This is a genomic window from Kitasatospora sp. NPDC056181, assembly GCF_042266225.1.
Taxonomy (GTDB): domain Bacteria; phylum Actinomycetota; class Actinomycetes; order Streptomycetales; family Streptomycetaceae; genus Kitasatospora.
Window position 1 is genome coordinate 1 of sequence record NZ_JBHJUK010000186.1, and the last position, 14,251, is coordinate 14,251.

15 protein-coding genes are annotated in these 14,251 nt (G+C 72.7%); 8 read left to right on the forward strand and 7 right to left on the reverse strand.

What is annotated here, in order from left to right:
• Positions 1-82: 82 nt before the first annotated feature.
• From ACFC1F_RS38860 to lxmK, 3 genes are read right to left on the reverse strand one after another with little or no spacing between them, the layout of a single operon-like run.
• Entirely contained in the window at positions 83-1,399 is a 1,317-nt protein-coding gene (locus ACFC1F_RS38860; RefSeq protein WP_209413791.1) for an NAD(P)/FAD-dependent oxidoreductase, read from the reverse strand.
• 47 nt (positions 1,400-1,446) lie between these two features.
• A complete protein-coding gene (locus tag ACFC1F_RS38865; protein ID WP_376165826.1) occupies positions 1,447-2,415 on the reverse strand; it encodes a T3SS effector HopA1 family protein in 969 nt (322 codons plus the stop codon).
• A 1-nt stretch (position 2,416) separates the two neighbouring features.
• The gene (gene lxmK / locus ACFC1F_RS38870) at positions 2,417-3,523 is read right to left on the reverse strand and encodes a class V lanthionine synthetase subunit LxmK (RefSeq protein WP_209413793.1); all 1,107 of its coding nucleotides are present in this window, start codon (positions 3,521-3,523) and stop codon (positions 2,417-2,419) included.
• A 159-nt stretch (positions 3,524-3,682) separates the two neighbouring features.
• Between lxmK and ACFC1F_RS38875 the strand changes: the two genes are divergently transcribed.
• From ACFC1F_RS38875 to ACFC1F_RS38910, 8 genes are all read left to right on the forward strand, one after another.
• Positions 3,683-4,954, forward strand: coding sequence for a pitrilysin family protein (locus tag ACFC1F_RS38875; protein WP_209413794.1), 1,272 nt, complete (start codon positions 3,683-3,685; stop codon positions 4,952-4,954).
• Complete coding sequence (locus ACFC1F_RS38880; protein WP_376165830.1) at positions 4,951-6,195, forward strand: M16 family metallopeptidase; 1,245 nt, start codon at positions 4,951-4,953, stop codon at positions 6,193-6,195. Before ACFC1F_RS38875 ends, ACFC1F_RS38880 begins: the two co-directional genes overlap by 4 nt.
• A 40-nt stretch (positions 6,196-6,235) precedes the next feature.
• Entirely contained in the window at positions 6,236-7,213 is a 978-nt protein-coding gene (locus ACFC1F_RS38885; RefSeq protein ID WP_376165833.1) for an LLM class flavin-dependent oxidoreductase, read from the forward strand.
• A complete protein-coding gene (locus ACFC1F_RS38890; protein ID WP_376165836.1) occupies positions 7,210-7,818 on the forward strand; it encodes a flavoprotein in 609 nt (202 codons plus the stop codon). Before ACFC1F_RS38885 ends, ACFC1F_RS38890 begins: the two co-directional genes overlap by 4 nt.
• The gene (locus ACFC1F_RS38895; RefSeq protein ID WP_376165839.1) at positions 7,815-8,747 is read left to right on the forward strand and encodes a hypothetical protein; all 933 of its coding nucleotides are present in this window, start codon (positions 7,815-7,817) and stop codon (positions 8,745-8,747) included. Before ACFC1F_RS38890 ends, ACFC1F_RS38895 begins: the two co-directional genes overlap by 4 nt.
• A 54-nt stretch (positions 8,748-8,801) precedes the next feature.
• Positions 8,802-9,137, forward strand: a complete 336-nt coding sequence (locus ACFC1F_RS38900; protein WP_209413799.1) for a helix-turn-helix domain-containing protein — start codon at positions 8,802-8,804, stop codon at positions 9,135-9,137.
• Between the two features lie 170 nt (positions 9,138-9,307).
• Positions 9,308-11,092, forward strand: coding sequence for an ABC transporter ATP-binding protein (locus ACFC1F_RS38905; protein ID WP_376165842.1), 1,785 nt, complete (start codon positions 9,308-9,310; stop codon positions 11,090-11,092).
• A 53-nt stretch (positions 11,093-11,145) separates the two neighbouring features.
• Complete coding sequence (locus ACFC1F_RS38910; RefSeq protein WP_209413801.1) at positions 11,146-11,433, forward strand: glutaredoxin domain-containing protein; 288 nt, start codon at positions 11,146-11,148, stop codon at positions 11,431-11,433.
• Positions 11,434-11,572: 139 nt separating this feature from the next.
• Here the strand turns inward: ACFC1F_RS38910 and ACFC1F_RS38915 are convergent, their stop codons facing one another.
• From ACFC1F_RS38915 to ACFC1F_RS38930, 4 genes are all read right to left on the reverse strand, one after another.
• On the reverse strand, positions 11,573-12,394 hold the full coding sequence (locus tag ACFC1F_RS38915; protein ID WP_376165846.1) for an alpha/beta fold hydrolase: 822 nt from the start codon (positions 12,392-12,394) through the stop codon (positions 11,573-11,575).
• A gap of 49 nt (positions 12,395-12,443) precedes the next feature.
• Positions 12,444-13,004: a hypothetical protein gene (locus tag ACFC1F_RS38920; RefSeq protein WP_376165849.1), complete on the reverse strand. Its 561-nt coding sequence runs from the start codon at positions 13,002-13,004 to the stop codon at positions 12,444-12,446.
• A gap of 81 nt (positions 13,005-13,085) precedes the next feature.
• The gene (locus tag ACFC1F_RS38925; RefSeq protein WP_376165852.1) at positions 13,086-13,574 is read right to left on the reverse strand and encodes a glutathione peroxidase; all 489 of its coding nucleotides are present in this window, start codon (positions 13,572-13,574) and stop codon (positions 13,086-13,088) included.
• A 32-nt stretch (positions 13,575-13,606) separates the two neighbouring features.
• Complete coding sequence (locus tag ACFC1F_RS38930; protein WP_376165855.1) at positions 13,607-14,119, reverse strand: DUF2867 domain-containing protein; 513 nt, start codon at positions 14,117-14,119, stop codon at positions 13,607-13,609.
• Positions 14,120-14,251 lie beyond the last annotated feature (132 nt).

Genomic DNA, 14,251 nt, shown 5'->3' on the forward strand with positions numbered 1-14,251 from the left:
CCCGCGCCCGGCGCTCCGGTGACAGGCCGGGCCGGGCCGGGTCTCCGACGGAGGAGGGGGCCCCCTCCTGCGACGCGGTGTCTCAGACGCCGGCGCCGACCGCCGCCGCGGCCCGCTCGGCGGCGATCTTCTGCCGCTCCAGCATGATCTCCTGCAGCCCCTCCATGCCCATGGGGTCGAAGTTGACGAGGTCCGCCACCGCCCCGATCCCGGAGATCAGGGCCATGAAGCCGACCCGGGAGGACTTGGTGTAGACGTGGGTGATCTCCTGCGCGCGCTGCATGTACTCCTCACGCAGCCGGTTGGGGTCCATGAAGAACCGCACGTACGACAGGATGTCGGAGAAGAGCTGGCGGTAGACGGCCTCGAAGCGCTCCAGCGCGTGCACCTCGTTCGCCGGGTCGGTCAGGGCGACGTCGATGGCGCGCGCCGCCAGCCACGCGCCCGAGGTGCCCAGCCACACGCCGGAGGAGAACAGCGGGTCGATGAACGCCGCCGCGTCGCCCACCGCGGCCCAGCCGGGGCCGAAGAACCGGTCGCTCAGGTGGGACCAGTCCCGGGCCGTCCGCAGCTCCACGGAGGCTTCCGCGTCGACCATCGTCCTGGCCATGATGCTGGCTTCCAGGCCCTGGGCGAAGACCTCCCGCTGGCTCAGCCCCTGCCGGGTGGCCTCGCTCAGCTTCTCGACCGACAGGACGTAGCCCAGGGACAACTCGGTCTTCGACAGCGGGATGCCCCACATCCACCCCCCGCCCTCGATCGCCTCGACGAGGATGTCGTTCGGGTCCTCCAGCGGGGTGTAGTTGTCGTAGTAGCCCCAGATCGCGACGTTGCGCAGGTCCTCCTGCCACTGGGTCTCGGTCAGCTTGCGCGCGACGGTGCGGTTCTGCCCCGAGGCGTCCACCACGAAGCGGCTGTCGACCTGCCGCGTCCGCCCGGCATGGGTGTACACGACGCCGGTCACGGTGCCGTCCGCGTCCCGCAGGACCTCCGTGACGTGGGCCTCCTCCCGGACCTCGGCGCCCAGCTTGCGGGCGTTGTCGAGCATCAGCTCGTCGAAGTCGCTGCGGGTGACGTGCCAGGCGTGGTCGTACGTCGAGCCGGCCGCGGAGAAGTCGCTGCGCCACGGCTGCGGGTCCTTGCCCCACCGCAGCGAGATGCCGCTCTTGCGCTGGTAGCGGGCGTCCAGCTCCTCGACCAGGCCGAGCTCCTCCATCAGCGGGGTCATCCCGGTGACCAGCGACTCGCCGATGTGGTACCGGGGGAACCGCTCGCGCTCCAGGATCAGCACGCGGTGGCCGGCCTTGGCGAGCAGGGCGCCGGAGGTGGAGCCGGTCGGCCCACCGCCGACCACCACGACGTCGTAGTTCTCGGTCTCGGGGTTCTGGATCTCGGACATGCGCAGAAGTCCTTCCTAGCTGGAGTGGTTCGGGGCGGTCCGGGCGTTCACGCCGGTCGCAGGACGTTCACGAGGGGGGAGGAGAGGTTCCGGGCGGGCTCGGCGGGGTCGATGCCGGCGTCCATGAAGGCGGTCGCGATGGTGTCGGCCAGCACCTCGTGCTCGTCGGTGAGCGCGGCGGCGTGCCGCACGAGCGCCTCGGCGAGGACCTGGGCACGGTGCTGCCCGAAGCTCAGGTCGCGCCGGCCCGTGCCCGGGTCGTCCGGTTCGAAGGCGCAGCCGACCGAGGCGGTGATCGCCCGGGTGAAGGGGGAGGTGCCGTCGGCCAGGAGGCCGGTGGCCTGGAGCATCTCCGCGCACGGGCCGGCCACCCGCCACGAGGGCCGGGGCAGGTAGACCACCAGGGCGTCGTTGCGGGGGTACACGGTGGGCGAGGAGGCGATCTTCGCCCGCCACGGGACACCGGCCTCTTCCAGGAACTCCACCAGCCGGCCCCAGACCGCGGGCGCCACGTCCGGGGTGTCGAGGTGCGCGTACAGCCGCAGCAGCGGTCCGCGCGTGGCCGGCTGGGGCAGGCTCGAATCGGCGAGGAAGAAGCCCGCGGACAGTCCGGGCCGGGCGCACGGCATCACCACCGTGACCTCGTCGCCCGAGCGCCCGGCCACCGCCTCGTCGGGCACCCGCACCCGCACCCCGTCCAGCCGCACCACGGTGTGCCCGTCCGCCTCGGCGACGAACGCGCCCACGGCGGTGGTCGTCCGGGGACCGGTGGCGGCGTCGAGGGCCGCGTCGAGGGCCGCGTCGCGCAGCGAACGGGGCTTCATGCCGAGCGGCTTGGCCCGCCCCGAGTGCAGGGTGTCGTACAGCACCGAACCGAGGGTGCGGGCCAGGGCCTGCGGGCTGCCCGCCTCGTAGACCTCGCCGGCGGTCTCCGCCTTGAGGCCCCCGTCGAAGACGGTGACCTGCTCGGCGAGTGCGGCGATCTTGTCGGCCAGGCCGAGGTGTCCTTGCGCCATCTCAGGCCTCCAGACCGAGGGACGAGGTGAATTCGGCCGGGGAGAGCAGCACGGTGCGCCCGATTCCCGCCGCGGCCCGGGTGACCGGGGAGAGCCGGGTGGCGGAGCCCGCCGTGGCGAGCATCCGGTCCATCATGTGCCAGCCGGCGTAGGCGGCCGCGCGGGTGGCCAGGTCCTTGTCCTCGCGGACGAAGGACGGTGCCTGCTCCAGGTAGGCGGCGTAGAAGCGGCGGACCAGCGGTGAGCGCTGCTCGATCTCGCCGACACCCGTGGCGATGATCTCGTCATGGGTGGCCGCGTGACCCATCGGGGACGCGTCGGCCAGCGTCAGCGGGATCGCCATGGCCGCCTGGTGGAGCCACTCGCCGGCGAAGGCTCCGAGGTCACGCGCCGGGTCGCCGATGCGGGCCTCCTCGAAGTCCGTCAGGTGGAGCACCCCGTCCGCCAGCAGGAACTGGTCCAGCCGCAGGTCACCGTGGACGGGACAGCGCGAGGCGATGTCCCCGGTGTCGGCCGCCCGCAGCTCGTGCAGCGCCCGGGCGAGCTCGGCATCGCCGTGCAGGAGCCGCCAGGTGGCCAGTTCGGCGGCGGTCGCCTGGGTGTAGAACCGGTAGCCGACCGCCTGGAGGTGGTCGGTCGGGGGCAGCGGGTGGGGCGCGGTGTCGAAGCCGGCCGGGGGCAGGGCGTGCACCTTCGCCAGGACGGCCGCCGCGCGCTCGCACACCGCCTCGTCGAAGGCGTCGTCCGCCAGGAGCTCCCGGCCGGAGCGGCCGTCGGGCAGGTAGGCGAAGACGAGCAGTCCCTGCTCCTCGTCGACGCCGAGCAGCCGGGGGGTGTCCAGGCGGCCCTCGGCCGCGGCGCAGAACGTCGTAGTGTGCTGTACCCGGCCGGCGCGGTCGGGGCCCTTGATCTGCTTGACGAACACCTCGGTGCCGGCGGCGGTGGTGCCGCTCCAATTGTCGTTGCGTCCCTGGGCGCTGGTGACGGTCGAGCGGTCGAAGGGACCGAGCCCCAGCCTGGTGAGCAGCGCATCGACGTGCGGGACACCATCCAGATCGACCGGTGTGAACCGGAGTGCCCCGTCGTGGGCACGGCTACTTGTCTGCATGCCGGGAGACGCTAGGGACGGGCATTCCGGCACGGCAACCTTCAACTATCAGGGAAAGTTGAGGAACCGTCCGGGATGCCTTCGCGGCATTGGGCGGGCCCGGCGGGGGGTGAAAGAAATGCTTGATGCGCCGGCGCCGACGGGCGTCTAATCCGTCGCATGCCGGACGCCATCCATCACACGACACTGGACAACGGACTCCGCGTCGTCGTCCAACGCGTCGAGGGAACCTCCGGAGTGGGTATCTCGGTCAACTACCGGGCGGGCTTCCGGACCGAGATTCCCACCCGCTCAGGTTTCTCCCACCTGTTCGAACACATGATGTTCCAGGGATCGAAGAACACGGCCAGCGGCGAGCACTTCGCCGCCATCCAGGCCAGGGGAGGCATTGCCAACGCCAACACGTTCCCCGATTCGACGGACTACTTCCAGGTCGTTCCCGGCGAGGCGCTGGACAAGGTCCTGGAACTCGAAGCCGACCGCATGGGATTCCTGACCATCACGGAGGAGCGGCTCACCGCGCAGCGGAACGTCGTCAAGGAGGAGATCAGGCTCCAGGTGACCGGGCGCCCCTACGGGGGATTCCCGTGGACCGTCCTCCCGTCCGTCATGTTCGACAGATGGGAGAACGCCCACAACGGCTACGGGGAAATGGCCGACCTGGACGCGGCCACCGTCGAGAACTGCGTCGAGTTCTTCCGGCGCTACTACGCCCCCGGAAACGCCGTGCTGGCGATCTGCGGGGACGTCGACCCCGGGGCGGCGCTGGCCGCGGTGCACCGCCGGTTCGACCCCGTACCCGCCCGGCCCGTCTCCGCTCCCCCCGACATCCGGGAGCCGGTGCCCGCGGAGGAACGGCGCGGCACCTGCCACGACCCGGCGGCCCCCCGGCCCGCGCTGGCGATCGGCACGCGCCTGCCCGACGCGCGCCACGACCTGGACGGGTACGCCGCCCACGTCGCCCTCTCCCACCTGCTGTCCACCGGCGCCGACTCCCGCCTGCGGAAGGCGCTCGCGACGATCGGGGCGAAGGCGGACTCCGCCGTCGGATTCTTCGGCCCCCTGGTCGTCACCCACCCCGACACCTTCGTCATCGTCGCGCACCACGACTTCGGCCAGGCCGACGAGGCCGAGAAGCTGGTCCTCCAGCAGCTGGAGGACGTCGCCGGCGGGGGCGGGCGGGGGGCGGAGGCCGCCCGCGCCGTGGCCTGCGCGCGCACCGGCCTGTACCGCAACCTCGACTCGCTGGCCTACCGCGTGCGCTTCCTCGCCCGCGGACAGCTGCTCTTCGGCCGGCCGGACATCGGCGGCGAACTCGCCGAGCGCGTCGCCGGTACCACCGCGGACGACATCGCCGCGGCCGCCGCCCGGGCCGCCGCGCCCGAGGGGCGCGCCGTGCTCAACCTGCTGCCCCACGAGGACGCCTCATGACCGTGCCGACCACCTACGACCTGGTCACCCGCGCGGCCGCCGGCGGGCTCACCCTCAGCGCGTCCCGGCTCGACACCGTCCCGCTCCTCCAGGCGAACCTCGCCGTGCCCCTGCCGATCGGGACCCGCGCGGACACCGCCGCCCTCGAAGTCCTGACCGCCTGCTGGACCGGCCACCCGGCCTGCGCCCGCCTCGAACAGTGGGGCGGCATCGTGACCGTCCACCGCACCCGCAAGTGGCTGCTGTTCTCCGTCCTGGCCACCTCCGACCTGCTCCCCCTCCTCGCCGACACCCTGACCGAGGTCGTGACCACCCGGTACACGCCGGAGACGGTCGGCGCGGCGGTCGCCAAGGTGGCCCAACTGGCCACCCTGGCCGACGCCCAGCCGGCCATCGACTCCATGCGCGAGATGTGGGCCCGGTTCTACGGACACCTCCCGCCGGAGGCCGATCCGTCCCCGCGTGCGGAGGAGGTCCGCGAGGTGACGGTGGAGCAGATTTCCGACGTCCACCGCCGGTTCGTCGTCCCCCGGCACGCCGGACTCGCCCTCGTGGGCGCCGCGGACCCCGCGCAGTGCCTGGACCACTTCGAGACGGCGCTGGCCGACTGGCGCGGCCACGACGCCGGCCCGCTGCCGGGGCCCCGGCCGATCGCCACGCCCTCGCCGGGCATCGTCTCCCGCCACCGCCCGGGCCGGCAGCAGACCCAGATCCGCCTGGTCGCGGCGGCGCAACCCCGCACCGGCATCGCCGACTTCGCCGCCAACCAGGTCGCCGGGGCCGTCCTGGGAGGCAGCTTCGCCTCCCGGATCAACACCGTCCTGCGCGAGCAGCACGGGCTGGCCTACCGCTGCAAGGCGACGACCGACTTCATCGACCAGGACGTCTTCGTCATCGAGGCCGACGTCACCACCTCCCGGGTGCCGGAGGCCATGCGCCACCTGCACCGTCTCACCGAGGAGTTCGCCACCACCGGCCCCACCCAGGACGAGCTCGACGCCGCCGTCGGGTTCATCAACGGCGCCTACGCCCTCAACCTCGGGTCCCAGCTCGGCCGCGTCGCCCTGCTGAACGCGTGCAGCACGCAGAACCTGCCCGGCTCGGCCCTCGTCGACATCCCCGCCGCCACGGCGCGGCTCACGGTCGAGGACGTCCGGCGGGCGGCGGCGCACTGCCACCCGTCCCGCCTGGCCGGTGTCGTCGTCGGGGACGCCGAACACTTCCCGGCCCAGTGGTTCTGAGCACCGCCCGCCCCCGGCCACCGCACGAAGGAAGAGAAGCATGTCCAAGATCAGCGTCATGTACCCCGTCATGCCCACCGACATCGGCGACGTGCTGCCCTACGCCCGGATCGCCGAGAGCACCTCGGGCCGACGGCTGTGGCTGGGGCAGTCCCTGGCCATCGAGACCCACGCCGTCTTCGCGGCGCTCGCCGGCATGGGCCTCGACCTCGGCTACGGCACCGCCGTCACCCTCATGCCGCTGCGCCACCCCATGACCGCCGCGGTCAACGGCCGCTCGATCGCCTCGCTGTCGGGCTACCCGTACGTGGCCGGCATCGGCCCCGGCGCCGCGGTGTTCCAGAAGCACACCAACGGCCGCCCCTACGACAAGCCCGTCACCGCCGCTCGGCACTACATCCGCATGATGCGCACCCTCGCCGACGGCGGCGAGGCCAGGGACCCCGACGGGCCGTGGCCGACCGAGAGCCTGCGGCTGCCCTCGATGGACACCCCGCCCGTCGAGATCGGCCTGGGCGTCCTGCGCGAGCCGATGGCGCGGCTCGCCGGCGAGGGCGCCGACCGGGCCATCACCTGGCTGACCCCGCTCGGCTACATCCGCGAGCGCCTGGCCCCCGCCATGGAGGAGGCCGCCGCGAAGGCCGGCCGCCCCACCCCGCGGATCGTGAGCATCGTCCACTGCGCCGTCGACCGCCCGCAGCGCGACCTCCAGCAGGTCGCCCTCAAGGCCGTCGGAGCGCACCTGGGCTCACCGCACTACAGCGACATGCTCAACCAGGCCGGCATCCCGGTGGACCCCGACGACACCCCCGCCGCGGCCAAGATGATCATCGAGCACAACCTGTTCGCCACCGGCACCCCCGACGAGATCGCCGCCACCATCGCCTCGTACCACGACGCCGGGATCGACGAGGTCGCCATCAGCGTCTGCGGCCTCCACCTGCACGAGGGCCGCGGCGCGGCCCTGCGCGACCTCACCGCCATCACCGCCGCACTCGCCCGCCGGAGCGCCCAGTGACCACCCCGACCTCCCGGACCGCCGTACCGGCCTTCCACGCCAAGCGCCTGCTCTACGTCGTCACCGGCGGCATCCAGGCCATGCTGCTGCCCAACTGGCTCACCTGGCTGCGCGCCAGCTACCCGGACACCGAGGTGCACACCGTCCTCACCCCCTCCAGCCGACGCTTCGTGGGCACCACCGCCGCCGCCGTAGCCAACGGCAGCACCATGCCCACCCTCGACGTCTGGCCGGAGGCGCCCGACCGGGCCCTGCACGTCGAACTCGCCGCCTGGCCGGACGCCGTACTCGTCCACCCGGCCACCATGCACTTCATCGCGCGCCTGTCGCTCGGACTCGGCGACAGCCCCACCCTGCTCGCCCTGCAGTGCACCCGGGCCCCCATCGTCGTCTGCCCGTCGCTCCCACCCGGCGGACACCTCAACCCGGCCTACCAGCGGCACGTCCTCGAACTGTCCGAACGCGACAACGTCGCGGTCCTGCCGCCCGTCCACGGGGTCAGCATCTCCACCGGGGAGGAGGGCATCGGCACCGCCGCCCGCCTGCCCCACGCCCTCAGCGCCCTGGAGGACCTGCGTTCCTGGAAGGAGAGTGCCGCCGCATGACCGCCCCGGCCGAGCCCGAGCTCGTCGACAACTTCGCCACCGGGCTCCAGGTCACCCGCATCACCCGGCAGGCCGACGGCACGATCCACTGGCGGCGTACCCCGGGCGTCAACCACACGACCCCCTATCCCCCGGTGCCGCCGCACTTCGCCGAGCAGGCCGAGCAGGCCTCCGACAGTCGCCTGCGTTTCACCACCCCCTTCGACGCCGGCCCGCAGCACACCGGCTGGCACACGACGGGAACGACCAGCGCGGCCCGGGCCCTGCTCAGCGGCGACATCCCGGTCGACCGGCTCCAGGACGTCTTCGGCGCGCTCGGGGCCCGGCTCAAGGTCCTGCACGACCTGCGGCCCGCGGAAGGGCAGCCCGACGGGCCGGTCCCGCCCTGGCTGGAGCGGCTCGAAAGCTGGCTGGAGAACGGGCGCGGACCTCGCGCGAGCGCCGGCTTCCACTACCGGCTGCGCAGCCAACTCGGCCCCGCCCGCTGGGAGAAGCTCCGCGGCTACGGCCCGGAGCTGCTGCGCCCGCTGGAACCGGCCGCCACGCTCCACGGCTGGCTCACCCTGGGCAACATCATCCTGCCCGACCGGCCGGGGCCCGCCCTCGTGCTCTCCGGCGCCGAGGCGACGCACGGCCGTCCCGAGGTGGACCTGGCCTGCGTGATCGGCGAACTGGAGGAGTTCCGCCTCACGGCCGACCACCTCCACGCCGACGCCTCGGTGCAGCACACCCTGGCCGGCGCCCTCCTCACCGCCTACGGCGACGGCTGGGACCGCGACACCGTCGCCGCCGGCGCCATCGCCCGCATCGCCTCCCACGCCCGCGACTTCGCCTCCTTCGTCGGCTGGCACAGCAGTCTCCACGCCTACGTCCCGATGCTGGCCGACCTGATCGACTGCGACGGGAGCACCGCGCTCCGCGGCCTGTGACACCTGCGGACACACCACCAGACCACCGAACGACCCATCACCAGGGGGGTTGCCGTGGCACCACAACCCGTCATACCGGCACAGGAGAAGGCACGCCTCGTCCTGGACCTGCTCGCTAAACGCACCACCCTGTCCCAGGCCGCCCAGAACATCGGCGTCTCCCCGCAGGCCGTGTCCAACTGGCGCCGCCAGTTCATCACGGCAGGCCAGGACGGCCTCCAGCCCGTCGCCCGCCGCGCCGAGGACTCCCGGCGGGAGCGCCAGCTCCTCAGCGAGATCGCGCTCCTGAAGGCCGCCCTCGGCGAGGCCCACCTCGCCCTGCGGGGCCACCGCGTCCTCGGCCACCGCCCCGCCCTGCCCCGGACCCACGCAAGAACGCCGGACCTCTGACTCCCCGGACCCCCCGGACCTCCGGAGCTCCGGCCGGTTCGGCCGGTTCGGCCACTCCAGCCAGTACAGCCTGTTCAGCCACCCAAGCCGCACCGCCCATGCGTTGCGCCCCGGACTGCGGCCCTTCCCGCGGGCACTGGCGCTGCGTCAACAGCAGAAAGGCGCTCCACGTGAAGCAGAAGCCGCCCACCCCCGCGCCGGGAGCACCCCCCGCGCAGCACATCCGGATGCGCCGGGAACTCGCCACCGCGCCCGGCCCGTTGACCGTCGCCCTGCTCCTGGCACTGGCCTCGACCGGGGCCGCGCTCGCGGTGCCGCTGCTGGTCCGCGAGGTCATCACCAACGTCGCCACCGGCAGGTCCATCACCGACCCCGTCCTCTGGATGTCCGCCGCGGCCGTCGGCGGCGCCCTGACCCAGACCGGCGCCGGCTTCCTCGTCGCCCGCGTGGGGGAGCAGCTGATCTACCGGCTGCGCAACCGCATCATGGCCCACACCCTGCGCCTGCCGCTGTCCACCGTCCGCGCCCAGGGCACGGGCAACCTCACCGCCCGCATCACCTCGGACGCCATGCAGCTGCGCCAGTTCGTCGACGTCGGGGCGCAGGTCCCGATCGCCGCGCTCACGGTGCTGCTCACCCTGGTCGCCATGATCTGGGTCGACTGGCTGCTCACCCTCGTCACGGTCGTCGCACTCGCCGTCGTGACCGTCACCATCATGACCGTCATGCGACACCTGCGGGCCAGCATGATCAGCCAGCAGAACGCCATCGGCCAGATCGCCCAGCGCTTCACCGCCCACCTCGAAGCGCTCACCACCATCAAGGCCTACCGCGCCGAGCCGCTCGCCGCCCGCGCCCTCGACACCGACGCCGACACCCTGCGCGGCGAGTCCGTGACCGGGGCTCGGCTCCAGGCCGTCATCCCCGCCATCACCCAGCTCGGCAACCAGGTCGCCGTCATCGCCGTGATCTTCACCGGCGCCGCCCGCATCCACTCCGGCGACCTCAGCGTGGCCGACTTCGCCGCCTTCTTCCTCTACCTCCTGCAGACCATCCCGTCCGCCACGACCCTCACCAGCAGCCTCGGCCGCATCCAGGCCGGCCTCGCCGCGCGCGACCGCTGCAACCAGCTCCTCGACATCCCCGACGAGACCGCGACGAACCCCGCCGCCCACGCCCCCGCACCCGCGCCGAAGGCCCCGTCCGTCGCCTTCGACGACGTCACCTTCACGCACCCCGGAGCGGGCTCCCCCGCACTGCGCGGCCTCACCTTCACCGCCCCCCGGACCGGCCTCACCGCCATCGTCGGCCCCTCGGGCGCCGGGAAGTCCACCGCCCTCGCCCTGATCGACCGGTTCGTGCACCCCGACCGCGGCGGCGTCAGCGTCCTGGGCCACGACCTGACCGCCTGGCCGCTCGACGACCTCCGCTCCCACATCGCCTTCGTCGACCAGAAGTTCACCCTCGTCGAGGCGACCGCCCGCGAGAACCTCCAGCTGGGCAGGGCCACACCGGCCACCGACCGGGAACTCCGGGACGTCCTCAGGGCCGTCGACCTCGACGACGACATCGCCGCACTCCCCCAGGGACTCGACACCCTGCTCGGCCGCGAGACCGACCTCTCGGGCGGCCAGCGCCAGCGCATGGCCCTCGCCCGCGCGCTCCTGTCCGACGCCCGCATCGTCCTGCTCGACGAACCCACCAGCCAGCTCGACGGCATCAACGAACAGCGCTTCCGCGCCGTCGTGGACGACCTCGCCAGGGACCGCGCCGTCCTCGTCGTCGCCCACCGCCTCTCCACCGTGCACCACGCCCACCACGTCGTCCTGATGGAGTCCGGCAGCGCCGTCGACGCCGGCGACCACGACACACTCATGCAACGGTGCCCCGCCTACCGGGAACTCGTGGCGACCCAGACCCTCCGGCCGGCGGCCGACCTCGCCCCCGTTCCCTAGGGCCCGCGTCCCCGCCACCGCCGCTTTCGGACCGACCGCAAAGGACCTCGAACATGACCACGGACGAGCCCGGCATGGTGCTCTACTGGCGCCCCGGCTGCACCTACTGCATGAAGCTCCGGTTCCGCCTGGCCTTCACCCGCCTGCGCTACACCAAGGTCAACATCTGGCGGGACCCGGACGCCGCGGCGTTCGTCCGCTCCGTCGCGAACGGGAACGAGACCGTGCCGACGGTCACCATCGGCGGCCGGGCCATGGTGAACCCGTCACTGGAGCAGGTGCTGGAAGCCGCCGAGGAGCTCGCCCCGCACCTGCTCGCCCCGGCCCACCCCGCGAAGTGACCCCCGGTGCCCCCGCCCGCCTCCGGGTCGCCGGGGGCACCGCGGCCCGCCGCTTCGAGCCGCCGGCCCGGGTCGCGGAGCAGGGCCCGGCCCGAGTACGGACGGTCGGAGCGGTGAACCCGCCCGGCGCCACCCCGGATCAGAGGCGGCGGTCGAGGTGATCGGCCACCAGGGCAGCGACCTCGTCCGCCTGGACGACCTGGCAGAAGTGGTCGTACTCGTCCAGCAGCGCCAGGCTGCCCTGCGGCAGGCCGGCCACGAGGGCCCGCAGGCCGGTGGAGGTGGAGGTCGCCTCGGTGGTGCCACCGACCACCAGGACCGGCACGTCGATCCGGTCGAGCCGGATGAAGGGACTGTGCCCGAACACGCGGAAGAGGTTGACGAACCCGTTGGGGCCGACCCGCTCGACGATGGCGTCGACCATCTTCTCGAAGACCTCGGGGTCGAAGTCGCGGCCCTCGCTGCGCACCCGCAGCCCGCTGGAGATGATGTGCCGGAAGTTGTCGATGGACTGCCGCAGCAGGTCCCAGGTGATCTCCTCACGGCTCTTGCGGAACACCGGTGAGGTCAGCACCGCCGTACGGATCGGAGCCGGGTCCGGCGCCGCCAGGTACTCGAGGACGGTGTTCGACCCGAAGGAGTGGCCCACCAGCGCCTGCGGGGTCCGCGGAAGGGCCCGCACGACCTCGGCGAGCCAGCCGGACGGCGGCAGCGTCTCGGACCAGCTGTAGTCCCCGTTGGCGCGCCAGGGCAGATCGGCCAGCAGCGGGCAGTACCGCTCGGGCAGCCGCTCGGTGACCGGGAGCCAGCTCTGCCAGCTCTCCTCCAGCCCGTGCATCAGCAGGACCGGAATGCCCGCCGCCCGCTCGGGACGGTGCATCACCCGCACCTGCTCGCCGCGGACCGTCACTTCCGCCAGCGGCTGCCACTGGGCTTCGTACTCCGGTGAGGCAAAAGGCATGGGTGTGCTCTCTCCGCTCGATCGCGAGGGTGTGGACAGGGCTTCGGGATCAGCCGGCCTCGGCTGCCAGGGCCACGGCCCGCCGCTCCGCCGCGGCCAGCAGCGCCGACCGCAGCAGGCCCGCCGGGCCGCCGGCCAGCAGCCAGTAGAGGCGGAACCGACGCTTGGCCTCGTCGTCGGTGGCCCAGACCTTGGTGACCGTCTCGACGGCGGTGCGCCCGTCGAGTGCCGTCAGCTCGAAGGTGATCAGCGCCTTGGCGAAGCCGGGCTCGGCAAAGGCCTCGAACTCGGCCCGGTCCGCGGGCACCGCCGCGTTGGTGGGCACCGGCTGCCAGAACCGGGCGATCCTGGCCATCTCCATCGCACGGCCGGGCTCGCGGCGGACGATGCCGAACCCGGAGTGCGCCGCCCGCTCGACCAGGGTCCGGGAGGCGTCCTCCACCGCGAGCCGGCCCGCGAGCCGGCTCGGGATGTCCCGGATCACCACGAACAGCCCGACCAGAGGCAGGTCCGCTGCCCTCAGGCCGAGGAGGGCCTGCCAGACGAGTTCGGGCGGAGCAGGGACGATGCGCGAGTGGCGCATCTCTGCAATCGGCTGCTGGTGCGTCATACGAACCAGCCTAGGAAGGGGGGCGGCAACCGGGCCAGCGCCGATGGGTGTTGGCAGTTCCGGCCCGGCCGCGCGCGCCGGTCAGGAGGGCAGTCGGGTTTCGATCGCGGCGACGAGCTCGGCGTCGTCGGGGGCGCAGAGCGGGCGGAACCTGGCGACCGGCTCACCCTCGGGGCTGATCAGGAACTTCTCGAAGTTCCACTGGACGTCGCCGGCCTGGCCCTGCGCATCCGGGAGCCGGACCAGCTCGGCGTAGAGCGGATGACGGTTCTCACCGTTCACCTCGGTCTTCTCGTAGAGCGGGAAGGAGACGTTGTAGGTGGTCGAGCAGAAGGTCCCGATCTCCTCCGCGGTACCGGGCTCCTGGCCGTTGAACTGGTTGCAGGGGACCCCGAGAACGGTGAACCCGCGGTCCGCGTAGCGCTCTTGGAGCCGCTCCAGCCCCTCGTACTGCGGGGTCAGCGCACAGTTGGAGGCCACGTTGACCAGCAGCAGGAGCTTGCCCTTGTGCCGGGCGAGCGAGGTCGGCTCGCCGGCCAGGGTGCGCAGCGGGATGTCGTGGAGCGTCATGACGGATGGTCCTTTCGTGGTCGGCGCCGGGCTCAGCGCCGGACGGAGTGGGCCCTGGCCAGCTGGCGCGCGAGGCTGACCAGGATCAGGGTGTGCAGGGGTTTGGTGATGCGGACGTACAACTCACCGGCCGGGCGGTAGCAGCGGATGACCGTGGTGCACACGCCCTCCGTGCCGCCCGCGCCGGGGCGGACGGTGAACACCGTGCGGCAGCTCAGGTCCCTGCTGTCCTCTCCGGCCAGCACCTGGCTGTCCCGCGCGTCGAGGATGAACAGCGGCCCGATCCGGGCCCCGTCCGTCACCTGAGCGGGCTTCACCTGACTGCCGGGCAGTCCGAGACAGGCCCGCAACGGATCCATCAGCCGCAGCAGCAGCCGGATCCACAGCGGCAGGGGGTGCAGCAGGGCCGACGTGAAGTCCACTGCGGTCGTGCCGGGGTGCACGTCCACCGCCAGCGCATGGATGTGGTGGCACCCTCCGAGCAGGCGCACCATCGCGGCGCTCACCGGCTCGGTGTCGGTCCGTACGGCAAACCTTCGTGCCACGTGGCGCTCCTCCTCGGTTCCGCGTCGTCGACCGCGCTCAGTCCTTGATCTCGCAGAGTGCGGCGCCGCTGGAGACGCTGGCGCCGACCTCGGCCTTGAGGCCGACGATGGTGCCGGCCTTGTGGGCGTTGA

What these genes read in the sequence shown, in the direction of transcription:
- ACFC1F_RS38860 (WP_209413791.1), bottom strand. Translation starts at nt 1,399, where the DNA reads ATGTCCGAGATCCAGAACCCCGAGACCGAGAACTACGACGTCGTGGTG.
- ACFC1F_RS38865 (WP_376165826.1), bottom strand. Translation starts at nt 2,415, where the DNA reads ATGGCGCAAGGACACCTCGGCCTGGCCGACAAGATCGCCGCACTCGCC.
- lxmK (WP_209413793.1), bottom strand. Translation starts at nt 3,523, where the DNA reads ATGCAGACAAGTAGCCGTGCCCACGACGGGGCACTCCGGTTCACACCG.
- ACFC1F_RS38875 (WP_209413794.1), top strand. Translation starts at nt 3,683, where the DNA reads ATGCCGGACGCCATCCATCACACGACACTGGACAACGGACTCCGCGTC.
- ACFC1F_RS38880 (WP_376165830.1), top strand. Translation starts at nt 4,951, where the DNA reads ATGACCGTGCCGACCACCTACGACCTGGTCACCCGCGCGGCCGCCGGC.
- ACFC1F_RS38885 (WP_376165833.1), top strand. Translation starts at nt 6,236, where the DNA reads ATGTCCAAGATCAGCGTCATGTACCCCGTCATGCCCACCGACATCGGC.
- ACFC1F_RS38895 (WP_376165839.1), top strand. Translation starts at nt 7,815, where the DNA reads ATGACCGCCCCGGCCGAGCCCGAGCTCGTCGACAACTTCGCCACCGGG.
- ACFC1F_RS38910 (WP_209413801.1), top strand. Translation starts at nt 11,146, where the DNA reads ATGACCACGGACGAGCCCGGCATGGTGCTCTACTGGCGCCCCGGCTGC.
- ACFC1F_RS38915 (WP_376165846.1), bottom strand. Translation starts at nt 12,394, where the DNA reads ATGCCTTTTGCCTCACCGGAGTACGAAGCCCAGTGGCAGCCGCTGGCG.
- ACFC1F_RS38920 (WP_376165849.1), bottom strand. Translation starts at nt 13,004, where the DNA reads ATGACGCACCAGCAGCCGATTGCAGAGATGCGCCACTCGCGCATCGTC.
- ACFC1F_RS38925 (WP_376165852.1), bottom strand. Translation starts at nt 13,574, where the DNA reads ATGACGCTCCACGACATCCCGCTGCGCACCCTGGCCGGCGAGCCGACC.